The sequence below is a fragment of the Microbacterium sp. genome, from assembly GCF_029263575.1.
Taxonomy (GTDB): Bacteria; Actinomycetota; Actinomycetes; order Actinomycetales; family Microbacteriaceae; genus Microbacterium.
Window position 1 is genome coordinate 1 of the sequence record NZ_JAJUFV010000070.1, and the last position, 15,290, is coordinate 15,290.

At 66.1% G+C, this 15,290-nt stretch carries 10 protein-coding genes; 9 read left to right on the forward strand and 1 reads right to left on the reverse strand.

Annotated features, from left to right (window positions below):
* Positions 1–1,199, reverse strand: a 1,199-nt coding sequence (locus Q1J95_RS08815; protein ID WP_300267127.1) for a branched-chain amino acid ABC transporter permease, incomplete at its 3' end; no start/stop codon positions are given.
* A 200-nt stretch (positions 1,200–1,399) separates the two neighbouring features.
* Here Q1J95_RS08815 and guaB point away from each other — a divergent pair.
* The 9 genes from guaB to Q1J95_RS08860 all read left to right on the forward strand — a co-directional run.
* On the forward strand, positions 1,400–2,902 hold the full coding sequence (gene guaB, locus Q1J95_RS08820) for an IMP dehydrogenase (RefSeq protein WP_300267129.1): 1,503 nt from the start codon (positions 1,400–1,402) through the stop codon (positions 2,900–2,902).
* Positions 2,903–3,036: 134 nt separating this feature from the next.
* Entirely contained in the window at positions 3,037–4,155 is a 1,119-nt protein-coding gene (locus Q1J95_RS08825; RefSeq protein ID WP_300267144.1) for a GuaB3 family IMP dehydrogenase-related protein, read from the forward strand.
* Between the two features lie 59 nt (positions 4,156–4,214).
* Positions 4,215–4,970 carry an SURF1 family protein gene (locus Q1J95_RS08830; protein WP_300267146.1) on the forward strand — a complete coding sequence of 252 codons (756 nt, stop codon included), beginning with the start codon at positions 4,215–4,217 and terminating at the stop codon, positions 4,968–4,970.
* A gap of 98 nt (positions 4,971–5,068) precedes the next feature.
* Positions 5,069–9,742 (forward strand): ExeM/NucH family extracellular endonuclease, encoded by a 4,674-nt coding sequence (locus tag Q1J95_RS08835; RefSeq protein WP_300267131.1) that lies wholly within the window; start codon positions 5,069–5,071, stop codon positions 9,740–9,742.
* Positions 9,743–9,865: 123 nt separating this feature from the next.
* Entirely contained in the window at positions 9,866–10,405 is a 540-nt protein-coding gene (locus tag Q1J95_RS08840) for a DUF3817 domain-containing protein (RefSeq protein ID WP_300267133.1), read from the forward strand.
* Positions 10,402–11,979, forward strand: a complete 1,578-nt coding sequence (gene guaA, locus Q1J95_RS08845; protein WP_300267135.1) for a glutamine-hydrolyzing GMP synthase — start codon at positions 10,402–10,404, stop codon at positions 11,977–11,979. Before Q1J95_RS08840 ends, guaA begins: the two co-directional genes overlap by 4 nt.
* A 65-nt stretch (positions 11,980–12,044) precedes the next feature.
* A complete protein-coding gene (locus tag Q1J95_RS08850; RefSeq protein ID WP_300267137.1) occupies positions 12,045–13,472 on the forward strand; it encodes a glycosyltransferase in 1,428 nt (475 codons plus the stop codon).
* Positions 13,473–13,614: 142 nt separating this feature from the next.
* Positions 13,615–14,040, forward strand: coding sequence for a YciI family protein (locus tag Q1J95_RS08855; protein WP_300267139.1), 426 nt, complete (start codon positions 13,615–13,617; stop codon positions 14,038–14,040).
* A gap of 15 nt (positions 14,041–14,055) precedes the next feature.
* On the forward strand, positions 14,056–15,290 hold a 1,235-nt coding region (locus Q1J95_RS08860), incomplete at its 3' end, for a sigma-70 family RNA polymerase sigma factor (RefSeq protein ID WP_300267142.1).

The following is a 15,290-nucleotide window of genomic DNA, read 5'->3' on the forward strand; positions in this document are numbered from 1 at the left end:
ACCTCGACCGCGAGTCCGACGATGATCGAGCCGATCAGCGCACCGAACGCCGAGCCCAGGCCACCGAGGGTGATCGCGACGAAGATCAGCAGCAGCATCTGCATGCCCATGTCCCACTTGACACCCGGGCGGAAGTACGCCCACAGCACACCGGAGATCGCCGCGAGCACACCCGAGACGACCCAGACGATGCGCACGACCTTGTCGACATCGATGCCGGATGCCGCGGCCAGCTGCGGGTTGTCGGAGATCGCTCGCGTCGCCTTGCCCAGCCGTGTGCGCGTCAAGAAGAACGCCATGGCGAGGATCACGACGATGCTGATGCTCATGCCGATGATGTCGATGTACGACAGCGAGATCGGCCCGAACTTCAGCGGCGTCGGGCTGGCACCGGGAAGCTGGTGGGTGCGGCCGCCGACCAGGAACTGCTGGAAGTAGCGCAGCGCGAGCGAGAGCCCGATGCTCACGATCATCAGCTGCACGATACCCAGGCCGCGTCGGCGCAGCGGGCGCCAGATGCCCATGTCCATCGCGAGTCCCAGGATGCCACCGCTGATCACAGCCGCGGCGATTCCCGCCCACAGCGGCAGCTGCCAGAACGAAGTGCACAGCAGTGCGATCACGGCGCCCCAGGTGACCATCTCACCGTGCGCGAAGTTCGACAGGCGTGTCGTGCCGTAGATGAGCGCGGCGCCCATGGCGGCGAGCCCCAGAAGCAGACCGAAGTTCAGACCGCCCACGATGCGAGACAGCAGCTGATCGAGAAACGACGTTGTCTCTCGCACGCCTTCGCCCAGGAAGAGGTTGACGATCTTCGTGCCGGTGAGGCCGAACTCCACCTCTTGCGAAGCGGAGTCGCCCTCGACGATCACGCCCTCGGGAAGCGTGCTCTCGTCGACGGTGAGCGTGTAGGTCTCTTTCTCTGGGACATACAGACGCCACTTGCCCTCGGCATCCGTCTCGGTCTCGGCATTGAAGCCGTTTCCGTCGACCGACACCGTGACGTCGGGAACCGGTTCATCATCGAAGGTGATGACCCCGGCGAAATAGAAATCTGTGACTTCCTGCCCGTCGTCTGTCTCATCAGCGAGAGCAGCCGTCGGTGGTGAGAAGACCAGAATGGACAAGGCCATCAGGACGCCGAGCATCGCGACCAACCAGGGTCTGACGCGCCGGGCGACTGTGAACGTGGGTCCCACGCAACCTCCACTGTGAAGTGCTCGCCGGCTTCGGGTCGGCCGGGGCTGGAATTGAGCGTACTGGGCGACGGGGCGATTCACTAGCGATTCGATCGATTGGTAATACAGGCGTGACATCGTCGGCCGCGGGAATGTCCTGCGCTCTCGGACGTTTAGAATTGTTACAGACTTCACCACTCATGCGCGCAGGAGGCTCTTCCATGGACCAGCACGATCCTTTCGGTTTCGTCGGACTCACCTACGACGACGTGCTGCTGCTTCCGGGTCATACGGATGTGATTCCGAGCGACGCCGACACCTCGTCGCGCATCACACGTCGCATCTCGGTGGCGACGCCGTTGCTCTCCAGCGCCATGGACACCGTCACCGAGAGCCGCATGGCTATTGCGATGGCACGTGAGGGCGGCATCGGCATCCTGCACCGAAACCTCTCGATCGCCGACCAGGCCGCGCACGTCGATCGCGTCAAGCGCAGCGAGTCGGGCATGATCACCGATCCGATCACGACGACGCCGGAGGCCACGGTCGAAGAGGTCGACGAGATGTGCGCGCGCTACCGCATCTCGGGCCTGCCCGTCGTCGACCCCGAAGGTCGTCTCGTCGGCATCGTCACCAACCGCGACATGCGATTCGTCTCGGGCTTCGAGCGTCAGACCACACTCGTCAAAGACGTCATGACAAGTGACGAGCTGGTCACGGCGAAGGTGGGTGTTGCCGCGGGCGAGGTCATCTCGCTGTTCGCCAAGCACCGTGTCGAGAAGCTGCCGCTGATCGACGATGACGGCAAGCTCGCCGGGCTCATCACCATCAAGGACTTCGACAAGAGCGAGAAGTATCCGCTCGCCACGAAAGACGAGCACGGTCGCCTGCGCGTCGGCGCCGCGATCGGCTTCTTCGGCGACGCCTGGGAGCGCGCCGAGGCACTGCGCGACGCGGGTGTTGACGTTCTCGTCGTCGACACCGCGAATGGACAGTCGCAGGGCGTCATCGACCTCGTCCAGCGTCTCAAGTCGGATGCTTCGTTCGAACACATCGACGTCATCGGCGGCAACGTCGCCACCCGCGAGGGCGCTCAGGCACTCATCGACGCGGGCGTGGATGCTGTCAAGGTCGGCGTCGGCCCGGGCTCCATCTGCACGACCCGCGTCGTCGCCGGCGTCGGCGTGCCGCAGGTGACCGCGGTCTATGAGGCGTCTCTTGCCGCGCGCCCCTCCGGCATTCCCGTGATCGCCGACGGCGGCCTGCAGTACTCGGGTGACATCGCCAAGGCGCTCGTCGCCGGCGCCGACGCCGTCATGCTCGGCTCGCTGCTGGCCGGAACCGACGAGTCTCCGGGCGAGATCGTGTTCCAGTCGGGCAAGCAGTTCAAGCAGTACCGCGGCATGGGCTCGCTCGGTGCGATGCAGACCCGCGGCAAGCAGACGTCCTACTCGAAGGACCGCTACTTCCAGGCCGACGTTCCCAGTGATGACAAGCTGATCCCCGAGGGCATCGAGGGTCAGGTCCCCTACCGCGGGCCGGTGTCGGCGGTGGCTTACCAGCTCGTCGGCGGCCTGCGTCAGTCGATGTTCTACGTCGGCGCCCGGACGATCGACGAGCTCAAGACCCGCGGCAAGTTCGTGCGCATCACGTCGGCCGGGCTCAAGGAATCGCACCCGCACGACGTGCAGATCGTCGTCGAGGCACCCAACTACAAGAAGTAACGCTCCGGCCCTCTTCGTCGAGACCCCGTCTTGTCGTCCACACCCCGTCGTATCGACGCAAATACGACGGGGGCTCGGCGATAAGGCGGGGTCTCAGCGCATGATCGGGGGCCCGGTAGGCTGGAGGGGTGAGCATGGACATTGAGATCGGTCGAGGAAAGCGCGCACGTCGGGCGTACACGTTCGACGACATCGCGGTGGTGCCTTCGCGGCGCACACGCAACCCGGAAGACGTCTCGACGGCCTGGGTCATCGACGCCTTCCAGTTCGACACCCCGATCATCGGCGCGCCGATGGACTCCGTCGTCAGCCCTCAGACCGCCATCATGCTCGGCAGGCTCGGCGGTCTCGGCGTCCTCGACCTGGAAGGGCTGTGGACGCGCTACGACGACCCCGAGCCGCTGCTCGCCGAGATCGCATCGCTTCCCGCCGACCGGGCGACGGTGCGCATGCAAGAGCTCTACGCCGAGCCGGTCAAGGCCGAGCTCATCAAGTCGCGTCTGGCTGAGATCCGCGAGGCCGGTGTCACCGTCGCCGGCTCCCTCACGCCGCAGCGCACGCAGGAGTTTTACGAGACGGTCGTGGCGGCGGGCGTCGATCTCTTCGTGATCCGCGGTACGACGGTCTCGGCCGAGCACGTCTCGAGCGTGGCAGAGCCGCTGAACCTGAAGAAGTTCATCTACGACCTCGATGTTCCGGTCGTCGTCGGTGGCGCGGCCACCTACACGGCAGCGCTGCACCTGATGCGCACCGGTGCCGCTGGTGTTCTTGTCGGCTTCGGCGGCGGAGCGGCATCGACCACCCGCGCGACCCTGGGCATTCACGCGCCGATGGCGACGGCCGTCTCTGATGTCGCCGCCGCGCGCCGCGACTACCTCGACGAGTCGGGCGGCCGGTATGTGCACGTCATCGCTGACGGCGGGGTCGGAACGTCCGGCGACATCGTCAAAGCGCTTGCCATGGGGGCGGATGCCGTCATGCTCGGTGTCGCGCTGGCGCGGGCGACGGATGCTCCGGGCCAAGGTTTCCATTGGGGGCCTGAAGCGCATCACCCGCAGCTGCCTCGTGGCCGCCGCGTCGAGACCCCTGGCATCGTCACGCTCGAGCAGATTCTCTACGGCCCGGCGCCCGTCGCTGACGGCACGGCGAACCTCATCGGTGCGCTGCGCAAGTCCATGGCGACGACCGGATACTCCGACCTCAAGGAGTTCCAGCGCGTCGAGGTCGTGCTCGCTCCCTATCCGCGTTCCTGACGCGGTCTGCTTACATCGTGACGACACCGCAGGACTTTCCTCCGACGCTTCGCGAGGTCATGCTGCGCGGCCGCTGGATCGGCGTGCTGCTGGCGTGCCTCGTCGTCGCCGGGGTCTTCGCGTTTCTCGGTCAGTGGCAGCTGGAACGCGCGATCGACACTGATCCGCCGCCGGCGGGTGTGACAGAAGACGAGCGACCGCTGGCGGAGGTCGTCGAGCCGGGAGAATATCTGCCGGAGCCGTACGTCGGTCAGCGTGTGGTGACCGACGGAACCTGGGTCGCCGGTGACTTCCTCGTCGTGTCCTCGCGGTTCAACGATGGCACCGAGGGATACTGGGTCACCGGTCAGCTCCGTGTCGACGAGCAGGTCTCGATCGCGGTCGCGCTCGGATGGGCTCCTGATCGAGAGTCGGCGGATGCCGCGGCATCCGCTCTGGAATCTCAGGAGGCCGACCAGCCAGCGTCGATCGCGGGCCGACTGATCTCGGATGAGGGAACCTCTCTGCCACCGCGTGACGATATATATGCTATGGATCGCATGTCTCCGGCGATGCTGCTCGGGCAGTGGAACGACACCGCCGAGCTGTCGGTGTATCGGCCGTACCTCGCGTCGGTCGAAGCGCCCGACGGCCTGGTCGATATCGATTCGCCCGCGCCGACGGAGCTGTCGACGGTGAACTGGCTGAACATCTTCTACGCCGCGGAATGGGCTGTGTTCGCTGGGTTCGCGTTCTACATCTGGTACCGGCTCGCGAAAGACCGCTGGGAACTCGAAGTCGAAGAATTCGAAGAGCGCGCGGCCCGCGAATCCTGAGGAACGCTGGGTTACCAAAAGACGAACACCATTGAAGATGTCGGCGGCCCGACTTAGGCTCACTCACGTATTCATCGACGGCGAGGAGAGCTACCGCAATGATGTCCGCCCCTGACGGTGCCGCGCAGCGCACCGGATCGTCCATCTCACGCAGGCGGGGGCGCATCGGCGCTCTCGCGTTGACCACCGCATGCGCCATGGGGGCCGCCGCTCTCTCGGGCGCACCGGCATTCGCCAACGAAGCAGGAACGGGCGTCGTGATCAACGAGGCCTACCTGTCCGGCGGCAGCGCCGGCGCAGCGTTCACCCACAAATTCGTCGAGCTGTACAACCCGACAGACGCCGCCATCACGCTTGACGGTCTGTCGCTGCAGTACCGATCGGCGACAGGTGAGGCGTCGTTCAACGGCGTGACGGCGCTCTCGGGCAGCATTCCCGCCGGCGGGTATTTCCTCGTGCAGGGTGGCACCAACAACGCCTCGTCACCGGCCGCCGCGCTGCCCGAGGCCGATATCACCGGCAGCATCAACCCGAGCGGCACCAAGGGCACGGTCGCCCTGGTCGAGGGAACATCCGCTGTCACGCTCGAGACCGGTTCGGTCGCCGGGGTTGACGGCGTCGTCGACCTGCTCGGCTACGGTACGTCGAACACCTATGAAGGCGAGGCCGCCGAGGCGCCGAGCAGCAACACCGACGTGCGGTCGATGAACCGCGACGCCGGTGCCGATTCCGACGACAACGCCGAAGATTTCTCGCTCTCCGAGACGATCACCCCCACGAACGCCGCGGGTGAGACGACCGGATCCGATCCGGATCCCGACCCCGATCCAGACCCCGACCCGCAGCCCGTGGAAGAAGCCACGATCGCCGAAGTGCAGGGCGACGCAGACGTCTCGCCCCTCGATGGTACGGACGTTGTGGTCGAGGGCGTCGTCACCGGCGATTACCGCGACGGCGGTTACCAGGGCATCGCGATCCAGACCGCCGGCAGTGGTGGCGCAGACGACGCCACGCCCGGAGCATCCGACGGCATCTTCATCTACCTCGATGATCTTGCACCCACACTCGAGATCGGCGACCTCGTTTCGGTGACGGGCACGGTCTCCGAGTACTACGGTCAGACTCAGATCTCACCCGCATCCGTCGATGACGTCTCGGTTGTCACCGCTGGCGTGGGCGTCCCCGATGTCACGCCGCTGCCGGAATCGCTGGTCGGCGCAGATCGCGAGGCGCTCGAGAACATGCTCGTTGCCCCGAGCGGCACGTACCGCGTCGCCTCCAGCCACCAGCTCTACAACTACGGCACCCTGTGGCTGAACCCGGGGGAGCTGAACGTCAAGAGCACCGAGACGACGCGCCCCGGTGACGAGGCTGACGCGATCGCCGCCGAGAACCGTGCCGAGCGCATTCTGCTCGACGACGGCTGGAACGCGCAGGTCACCAGCAATGCGCACCCCGGTGACCAGCCGTACTTCACCGCCGAGACCACGGTGCGAAACGGCGACGTCGTCGATTTCGCGGAGACCGGATACGTGCTGCAGTACGGTTTCGAAGACTGGCGTCTGCAGCCCGTCGTCCCGATCGACGACGCCAGTGACGCGGCCTACCGGGCGACGTTCACCACTGAGAACCCGCGGCCGGAACAAGCGCCCGATGTCGGCGGAGACGTGAGCGTCGCGGCGTTCAACGTCTTCAATTACTTCACGACGCTGCAGAGCGAGAACGATCTCGCCCGCGGCGCGAAGACAGCCGAGTTCTTCGAGACGCAGAAGTCGAAGATCGTCACCGCGATCAACGGACTCGACGCCGACGTCGTCGCACTCATGGAGATCGAGAACTCGATCCACTTCGGCGACCCGGTCGACACAGCCGTGGCTGACCTCGTCGCGGGCCTCAACGACGACGCCGGCTCCGACGTCTGGGCGTACGTCTCGACACCGGAGGCGCTGGCCGACACCGACACCGACGTGATCACGAACGCGATCATCTACAAGAAAGATGCCGTCACCCCCGTGGGCGACAGCGCCACGATCATCGACGAGACAGTGTGGGGCAACGCCCGCGAGCCCATCGCGCAGGCCTTCGACATGGACGGCAAGGTCGTCACGGTCGTCGCGAACCACTTCAAGTCGAAGTCGGGTGACGGCGATGAGCCGGCAGACGGTCAGGGCCACTACAACGCCGACCGTACGGCTCAGGCGCAGTCGCTGTTGTCCTTCACCGAGACATTGGCCGAGACCAGCGGAAGCGATGACATCCTGCTGCTCGGTGACTTCAACGCCTATGGCAAAGAAGATCCGATCGATGTGTTCGCCGTGGCCGGGTGGACCGACCTCGTACCGGCTGACGCCGAAGGCCAATACACCTACACGTTCGATGGTGAGCTGGGATCACTCGATCACGCCATCGCGTCACCGTCGCTGACGGCGTCGGTCACCGACACGGGCGTCTGGGCGATCAACTCGCCGGAATGGAGCGACCGCGGTTACGCCTTCGGCGCAGCGGAGGCGGGCACGCCGTTCCGCTCCAGCGACCACGACCCGGTGATCGTCGGAATCTCCAGCGAGGCCCTTCCGGTCGACATCGACGTCGTCACGATCAACGACTTCCACGGTCGGATCGAGGCGAACGGCGCCGCGGCAGGCGCGGCCGTGCTCGCCGGGGCGGTGCAGTCGGTTCGAGAGGCGAACCCGAACACGATCTTCGCGGCCGCCGGTGACCTGATCGGCGCATCCACCTTCACCTCATTCATCAATGACGACAACCCCACGATCGACGCGCTGAACGCCGCAGGGCTCGATGTGAGCGCGGCCGGAAACCACGAGTTCGATCAGGGCTGGGATGATCTCAAGACCCGCGTGCAAGACCGCGCAGACTGGGAGTACATCGCCTCGAACGTCTTCCTCACCGAGACCGGAGAGACCGCACTCGCCCCGGCCTGGGTGACCGAGATGGACGGGATCGACGTCGGCTTCATCGGCGCCGTGACCGAAGAGCTCGACTCGCTCGTGTCGCCCGAGGGTATCGCCGACCTCGAGGTGCGCGGCATCGTCGACTCGGTCAACGCTGTCGCCGACGACCTCACCGACGGTGATGACGCCAACGGCGAAGCCGACGTTCTCATCCTGCTGGTGCACGAGGGCGCGACGTCGACGGATGTCGAGAGCATCACTGCGGATTCCGCACTCGGACAGATCGTCGAGGGCGTCGATCCGAGCGTGAACGCGATCGTCTCGGCGCACACCCACCTCGCCTATAACCACGTCATCGATGGCCGTCCGGTCATCTCTGCAGGACAATACGGTGAGAACTTCGGGCTGATGAACCTGCAGGTCGACCCCGAGACGAAGGAGCTGCTGTCGATCACCAACGAGATCAAACCGCTCACGAAGACCGAGGTCGACCCCGAGACCGGTGACGAGATCGACGTTCCGCTGTACGACGCCGATCCCGAGGTCCAGAAGATCGTTGACGCTGCGAAGGCAGAAGCCGACATTCTCGGTGCGGAGCCGGTCGGTGAGATCACCGCTGACCTCAACCGTGCCCGTCAGAGTGACGGCGAAGAGAACCGCGGCGGTGAGTCGACGATCGGCAACTTCGTGGCCGATGTGCAGCAGTGGGCCACCGGTGCCGACATCGCGCTGATGAACCCCGGCGGAATCCGGGCCGACCTGACGTATGCCGGTACCGGCGAGTCGGATGCCGATGGCAATGTCACCTATCGCGAGGCGGCGACGGTACAGCCCTTCGCCAACACGCTCGTCACCCTCGATCTCACCGGCGCCCAGGTCAAGAGCGTGCTCGAAGAGCAGTGGCAGCCTGAGAGCGCGAGTCGTCCGTTCCTGAAGCTCGGCGTCTCGAAGGGCTTGCAGTACACCTACGACCCGTCGGCTGCGGCGGGGGAGCGGATCACCTCCATCACGCTGAACGGCGAGCCGATCGAACCGGAAGCGACTTATGTCGTCGCGGCGAACTCGTTCCTCGCGGCGGGTGGTGACAACTTCTCCACTCTCGCCGAGGGCACGAACAAGGCCGACACCGGCAAGATCGACCTCGCATCGATGGTCGAGTGGTTCGACGCCAACGGCACGGCCACACCGGATCTCGCGCAGCGCGCTGTCGGTGTGACGCTGAGCCCGGCCGACACCGACGGCTACGGCGCCGGTGATGAGGTCACGATCGACCTCTCATCGCTGGCCTTCAGCGGTGGCGAGTCGATCCCTGAGGAGGTCACCGTATCGCTCGGTGACACGGTTCTCGCCACGGGAGCGGTGGATCCGACGATCGTCGACACGACCGATGAGGCCGGACGCGCCAGCGTGTCCATCACCATCCCCGAGGGTGTCGAGGGCGACCAGTCGCTCACCGTCTCCGACGGGGTCAGCACGGTGCAGGTGCCGATCACGATCGCCGAGAGCGCCGAAGAGGAGTTCGCCGGAACGATCGAGACGTCGCACAAGGTCAGCGTCGGCACGAAGCTCGGCATCACGGGCTCCGACTTCGAAGCGGGAGAGACGGTGACTGTCACGCTCGAATCGAAGAAGGGCACCGTCGTCGAGCTCGGCACCGTCACGGTCGACGACGATGGCACGTTCGACGCCTCCCTCACGGTTCCGCGCGACACTCACCCTGGCCCCTACACGGTCATCGCGTCGCAGGAAGACGGCGACCACGCGACGGCCGAGGTGAAGGTCAACCGTGGCGGCGGGCTCGGCGGCGCCATCCGCGATCTCGTCGACTGGCTGCTGGACCTGCTGTTCGGCTGGTTCTGATCGGCTGAATCACGGCAGTGACCGCCGGGCGTGCTCCCGGCGGTCGCTGCCGCGTGTGGAGCGGCCGCGCACGATGCGTGGCGGCGGTGAAGGGCGCCCGTGGTCCCGGGTAGACTGGACCCCATGCCAGAACCGAAAGCTGCCTCCTTCCCGAAGATTCGCGGGGCGCTGAAGTTCTACCAGATCGCCTCGATCGTCACAGGTGTCATGCTCTTGCTGCTGCTGGCCGAGATGATCCTGAAGTACACACCCCTCCACCTCGAGCTGTTCGCTGGCGGTGACCGCGGTTTCCTGTGGTTCGCGCCCGTGATCATGCAGGATGGCTGCCAGTGGTACTCGTTCTTCATCCCTGGCGGAGCGGGGTGTGAAGACATCTCCACCGGTGAGAGCGCCGGCGGGCTCAACCTCTCACTCATGATCCTCGTTGCACACGGCTGGTTCTACGTCGTGTACCTCTTCGCCTGCTTCCGGGTGTGGAGCCTGATGCGGTGGCCCCTTCAGCGGTTCATCCTGCTCGCGCTCGGCGGTGTCGTTCCGGCGCTCTCCTTCATCATGGAGTTCCGCGTCTCTCGTGAGATCACGGCATACCTCGATTCCCGGGAAGCTGAGCTTTCCGCAGCATCCGGGTCCGAATCCACCCAGAGCCAGGAGGCCGCGCGATGAGTGCAGATACCGTCCAGCGCCCCGTCCTCGTCGTCGACTTCGGCGCCCAGTACGCGCAGCTCATCGCCCGCCGTGTGCGCGAGGCCGGCGTCTACAGCGAGATCGTGCCGCACACGGTCTCAGCCGCTGAGATCGCCGAGAAGAACCCCGTAGCGCTAATCCTCTCGGGTGGTCCGTCGTCGGTCTATGAAGAGGGCGCTCCGTCCCTTGACAGCGCGATCTTCGACCTCGGCGTGCCGGTTCTGGGCATCTGCTACGGCTTCCAGGTGATGGCACGTGCGCTCGGCGGTGAAGTCGCCAACACTGGCCTCCGTGAGTACGGGGCGACGGATGCTGCGCTCATCGGCGACGGCGGTGTGCTGCTGGGTGGGCAGCCGGAGACGCAGAACGTGTGGATGAGTCACGGCGACCAGGTCGCCAAGGCGCCCGATGGGTTCGAGGTGCTGGCATCCACGACAGACACACCTGTGGCAGCCTTCGGCAGTGACGAGAAATGCTTCTACGGTGTGCAGTGGCACCCCGAGGTCAAGCACTCCGACCACGGCCAGCAGGTGCTTGAGAACTTCCTGCACAAGGCTGTCGGTCTGGCCTCTGATTGGAACAGCGGCAACGTCATCGACGAGCAGGTCGCGCGCATCCGCGAGCAGGTCGGCGATGCCCGGGTTATCTCGGCGCTCTCCGGTGGCGTCGACTCTGCCGTCTCGACCGCGCTCGTGCACAAGGCGATCGGCGATCAGCTCACGGCCGTGTTCGTCGACCACGGGCTGTTGCGCAAGGGTGAGCGCGAGCAGGTCGAGCAAGACTACGTCGCCTCGACTGGCGTTCGCCTGATCACGGTCGATGCCGCCGACACCTTCCTTGGGCACCTCGCCGGCGTCAGCGATCCCGAGCAGAAGCGCAAGATCATCGGTCGCGAGTTTATCCGAGCGTTCGAGAAAGTGCAGCGGGAGCTGGTCGACGAAGCCAAGGCTGAGGGCGCGCCGATCAAGTTCCTCGTGCAGGGAACGCTCTACCCTGACGTCGTCGAATCCGGCGGCGGCACGGGCACGGCGAACATCAAGTCGCACCACAACGTGGGTGGCCTTCCCGATGACCTCGACTTCGAGCTCATCGAGCCGCTTCGCACCCTGTTCAAAGACGAGGTGCGGGCGATCGGCCGCGAGCTCGGCCTACCGGAGGCGATCGTGGGGCGGCAGCCCTTTCCGGGGCCCGGCCTCGGCATCCGCATCGTGGGTGAGGTTACCGCTGACCGTCTCGAGATCCTGCGTGAGGCCGACGCCATTGCCCGCGAAGAGCTGACCAAGGCCGGGCTCGACGGCGAGATCTGGCAGTGCCCGGTCGTCTTGCTTGCCGACGTGCGCTCGGTGGGCGTGCAGGGAGATGGCCGCACGTACGGACACCCGATCGTGCTGCGTCCGGTCTCCAGCGAAGACGCCATGACGGCCGACTGGACCCGGCTACCGTACGACGTGCTTTCGAAGATCTCGAACCGCATCACCAACGGGGTGCGCGACGTCAACCGGGTGGTGCTCGATGTGACCTCGAAGCCCCCGGGGACGATCGAATGGGAGTGACGCAGTCACGAGCATTCGACCATGGGCGCAGCATGGCACTCGGCCGCGATAGCGGACGAGTGGGAGTGAGCGACCCCTCGACAAGCTCAGAGAGCGCGGCGACAGGCTCAGCGCGCGAGGCGGTCGAGTTTCCCGACGCCGAGTACCTCGTGCTGTCGAGCCGGTTGATCCCCGATCTCGACGGCGGGTATACGATCGCCACGCTGTCGCGCGCCAAACAGCTTGCTGCCGCGGGGGTGGCCGACGGCGCCGGACCGGTTTTGCTCACGTTCGACCCGGGCGATGCCGCCACGCACGCCGAGCACCGCGCGACGTTCGCCCGGCGTGGTGCGATTGCCGAGCCCGCGCGCATGCGCAACCTGTTCGATGAGGCCGCGGCGCCGACAGGAGGTGCGGCCGAGTGGCTGCGCGCCGCCGCCGATCCGGCGCTCTCCGCGGCCGACGGCATCGAGTATCGCGTGCTGCGCGATGCGCAGGGGCGCCCCTATGCGGCGCTTCCGGTGATCGCCGCTAATCCCGACTGGCACCTGACCGAAGAGCCGGTGCTCGTCTATGACGAAACAGGCCAGGTGATCGGAGGGCTTGCCGGCTTCCGTGCGCTGTACAACACGTGGCTGCGTGTGATCACCTCGGCCTTCGCTCACGACCGTCCGATCGCGGTCATCTGCGAGTCACGTCAGCTGGGCGAGCTCATCGCTGACTGGGACGATCCGCGCGTGCGCATCATCCACACGATCCACACGATGCACCTCGAGCCGCCTTACACCCCGGATGCTCCGATGAATGCCCTGTGGACCCGGTGGTTCGCCCTTGCCGATCGCTTCGACGCGGTTGCCTGGCCAACACAGACACAGCGAGACGACGTAGTCGCGCGCTTCGGTGACAACGGACGTGCCGCTGTCGTGCCGAACGTCGTCTCGGCCGTCGACAGCCGTAAAGCCGAGCAGGAGCCTGGACTGGTCGTCGTGCTCGGACGCCTCGCACCGGGCAAACGCATCGACCACGCGATCCGCGCATTCGTCGCCGCAGATGTTCCCGGATCCCGGATGGAGATCTGGGGTGGCGGTGCGGAGCATGATCGGTTGGCGGCGCTGATCGACGAGCTGGGAGCCCGATCGCGCATCATGCTCGCCGGCTACACCGACGATCCGGGTCGTGTGCTCGATCGCGCCAGCGTGGTGGTCACCTCGACCGCTTTCGAAGGACAACCGCTCTCGATCGTCGAATCCCTGATGCACGGCACGCCCGTCGTCTCCTACGACGTTCGCTACGGCATCCGCGACGTGCTGGGCGACGGCGGTGGCATCCTCGTACCCGATGGCGACGAGCAGAGCCTTTGCGATGCGCTGCGGCAGGTGCTCACCGATTCCGCGCTGCACGCTCGCCTTGTCGCCGAGGCGCCGGTCGCGGCATCCGCGTGGAGCAGCGAGCGCGCCGTGCGTGCTCTCGCCGACGCAGTGCGCGGCGCCCTCACGGCCGCCCCCCGGCGCTGAGCAGCGACCCGCAGTGCCGACCGCGACGCCACCCCGCCGAACATTTCGGAACTTTTTCTGCTCGGATGTCGATCTGCGCTCTTCCCGTTCGACGTCTTGAGTGAGAGGGTCGAAAAGCGGCCCCGATCCAAGGAGAACAGTCATGAAGTTCATGCTGATCATGCGCGCGACCGACGAGGCGGTCTCGGCGTATGAAGAGATTCCCTTCGAGCAGGTCATCGAAGAGATGGGCAAGTACAACGAGTCGATGATGAAGGCGGGTGTTCTGGCCGCGGGCGAGGGGCTGAGCGACGCGTCGGAGGGCTTCGTCGTCGACTTCTCGGCAGAGGAGCCGCTCGTCACGGACGGACCCTACGGCGAGACCAAGGAACTGTTCAACGGTTTCTGGATCCTCGAGGTCTCCAGCCGGGAAGAAGCCGCGGAGTGGGCCAAGCGCGCACCACTCGGCCCCGGATCGTTTCTCGAGGTTCGCCGCGTCCAGGAGATGGAGGACTTCCCCGCCGACAACGAGTGGATTCAGAAAGAAGAGGGCTGGCGCGAAGAGCAGGCACAGCGCGCGCAGCGATAGAGCAGCCCGGCGGCCATGACTGAGGCGACAGACGGCGCGACGGTGCGTTCCACGACCGATGTGGAACGCACCGTCACGGCCGTGTGGCGCATCGAATCGGCGAAGATCGTCGCCACCCTCACCCGCATGGTGGGCGATTTCGGCTTCGCCGAGGATCTCGCGCAGGACTCGCTCGTCGAGGCGCTGCGTCAATGGCCCGTCGAGGGTGTGCCCCGAAACCCGGCGGCCTGGCTCACCGCCGTTGCCAAACGGAAGGCGATCGACGGCTGGCGCCGTCAGGAACGCCTGGACGATCGCATCGCTGTGATCGCACACGATCTGGAACGCGAACAGGCGGATGCCGCGGATGCTGATCCGTGGGATCCGGACAGCATCGACGACGATCTGCTCCGGCTCGTGTTCATCTCGTGCCATCCGGTGCTGTCGCGCGAGGCGCGCGTCGCCGTGACGCTGCGGGTGGTGGCGGGTCTGTCGAGCGAGCAGATAGCGCGGGCGCTGCTCGTGCCGGTGGCCACGGTGCAGCAGCGCATCGTGCGGGCGAAGAAGACCCTGGCCGCGGCGAACGTCGCGTTCGAGGTGCCGGCGCGAGAGGAATTCCCCGCGCGCCTCGGGGCCGTGCTCGGGGTGCTCTATCTCATCTTCAACGAGGGGCACGCCGCCAGCAGCGGGCCGGATTGGATGCGCCCCGAACTCGGCGTCGAGGCGATTCGGCTCGCCCGTGTGCTTGTCGGCTTGGTTCCGAAAGAGCGCGATGCACACAGCGTGTTGGCACTGATGGAACTGACAGCTGCGCGGTTCCCGGCCCGCACCGACGCCCGCGGCAAACCCGTGCTGCTCGCTGATCAGGATCGTCGGCGCTGGGATCGCAGTCGCATCTCGCGTGGGCGGGCAGCACTCGCCGCAGCTGATGCTCTCGGAGGGCGCACCGCATATGGCCTGCAGGCGGCGATCGCCGAATGCCATGCGGTGGCAGCATCCGTCGACGACACCGATTGGGAGCATATCGTCGTGCTGTACGAAGCGCTCGGACGCATCGCGCCCTCGCCGATTGTCGAGCTCAACCGGGCTGCGGCCGTCGCGATGGCATCGGGGCCAGCATCCGCTCTGCGCATCATCGACGAGCTCGCGGCATCCGGCGCTCTGCGCGATTATCACCTGCTCCCAGCGACGCGGGGAGAGATGCTGTCACGACTCGGACGCGACGAAGAGGCGCGCTCGGCGTTCGCTGCCGCCGCGAAGTTGGCGGGCAA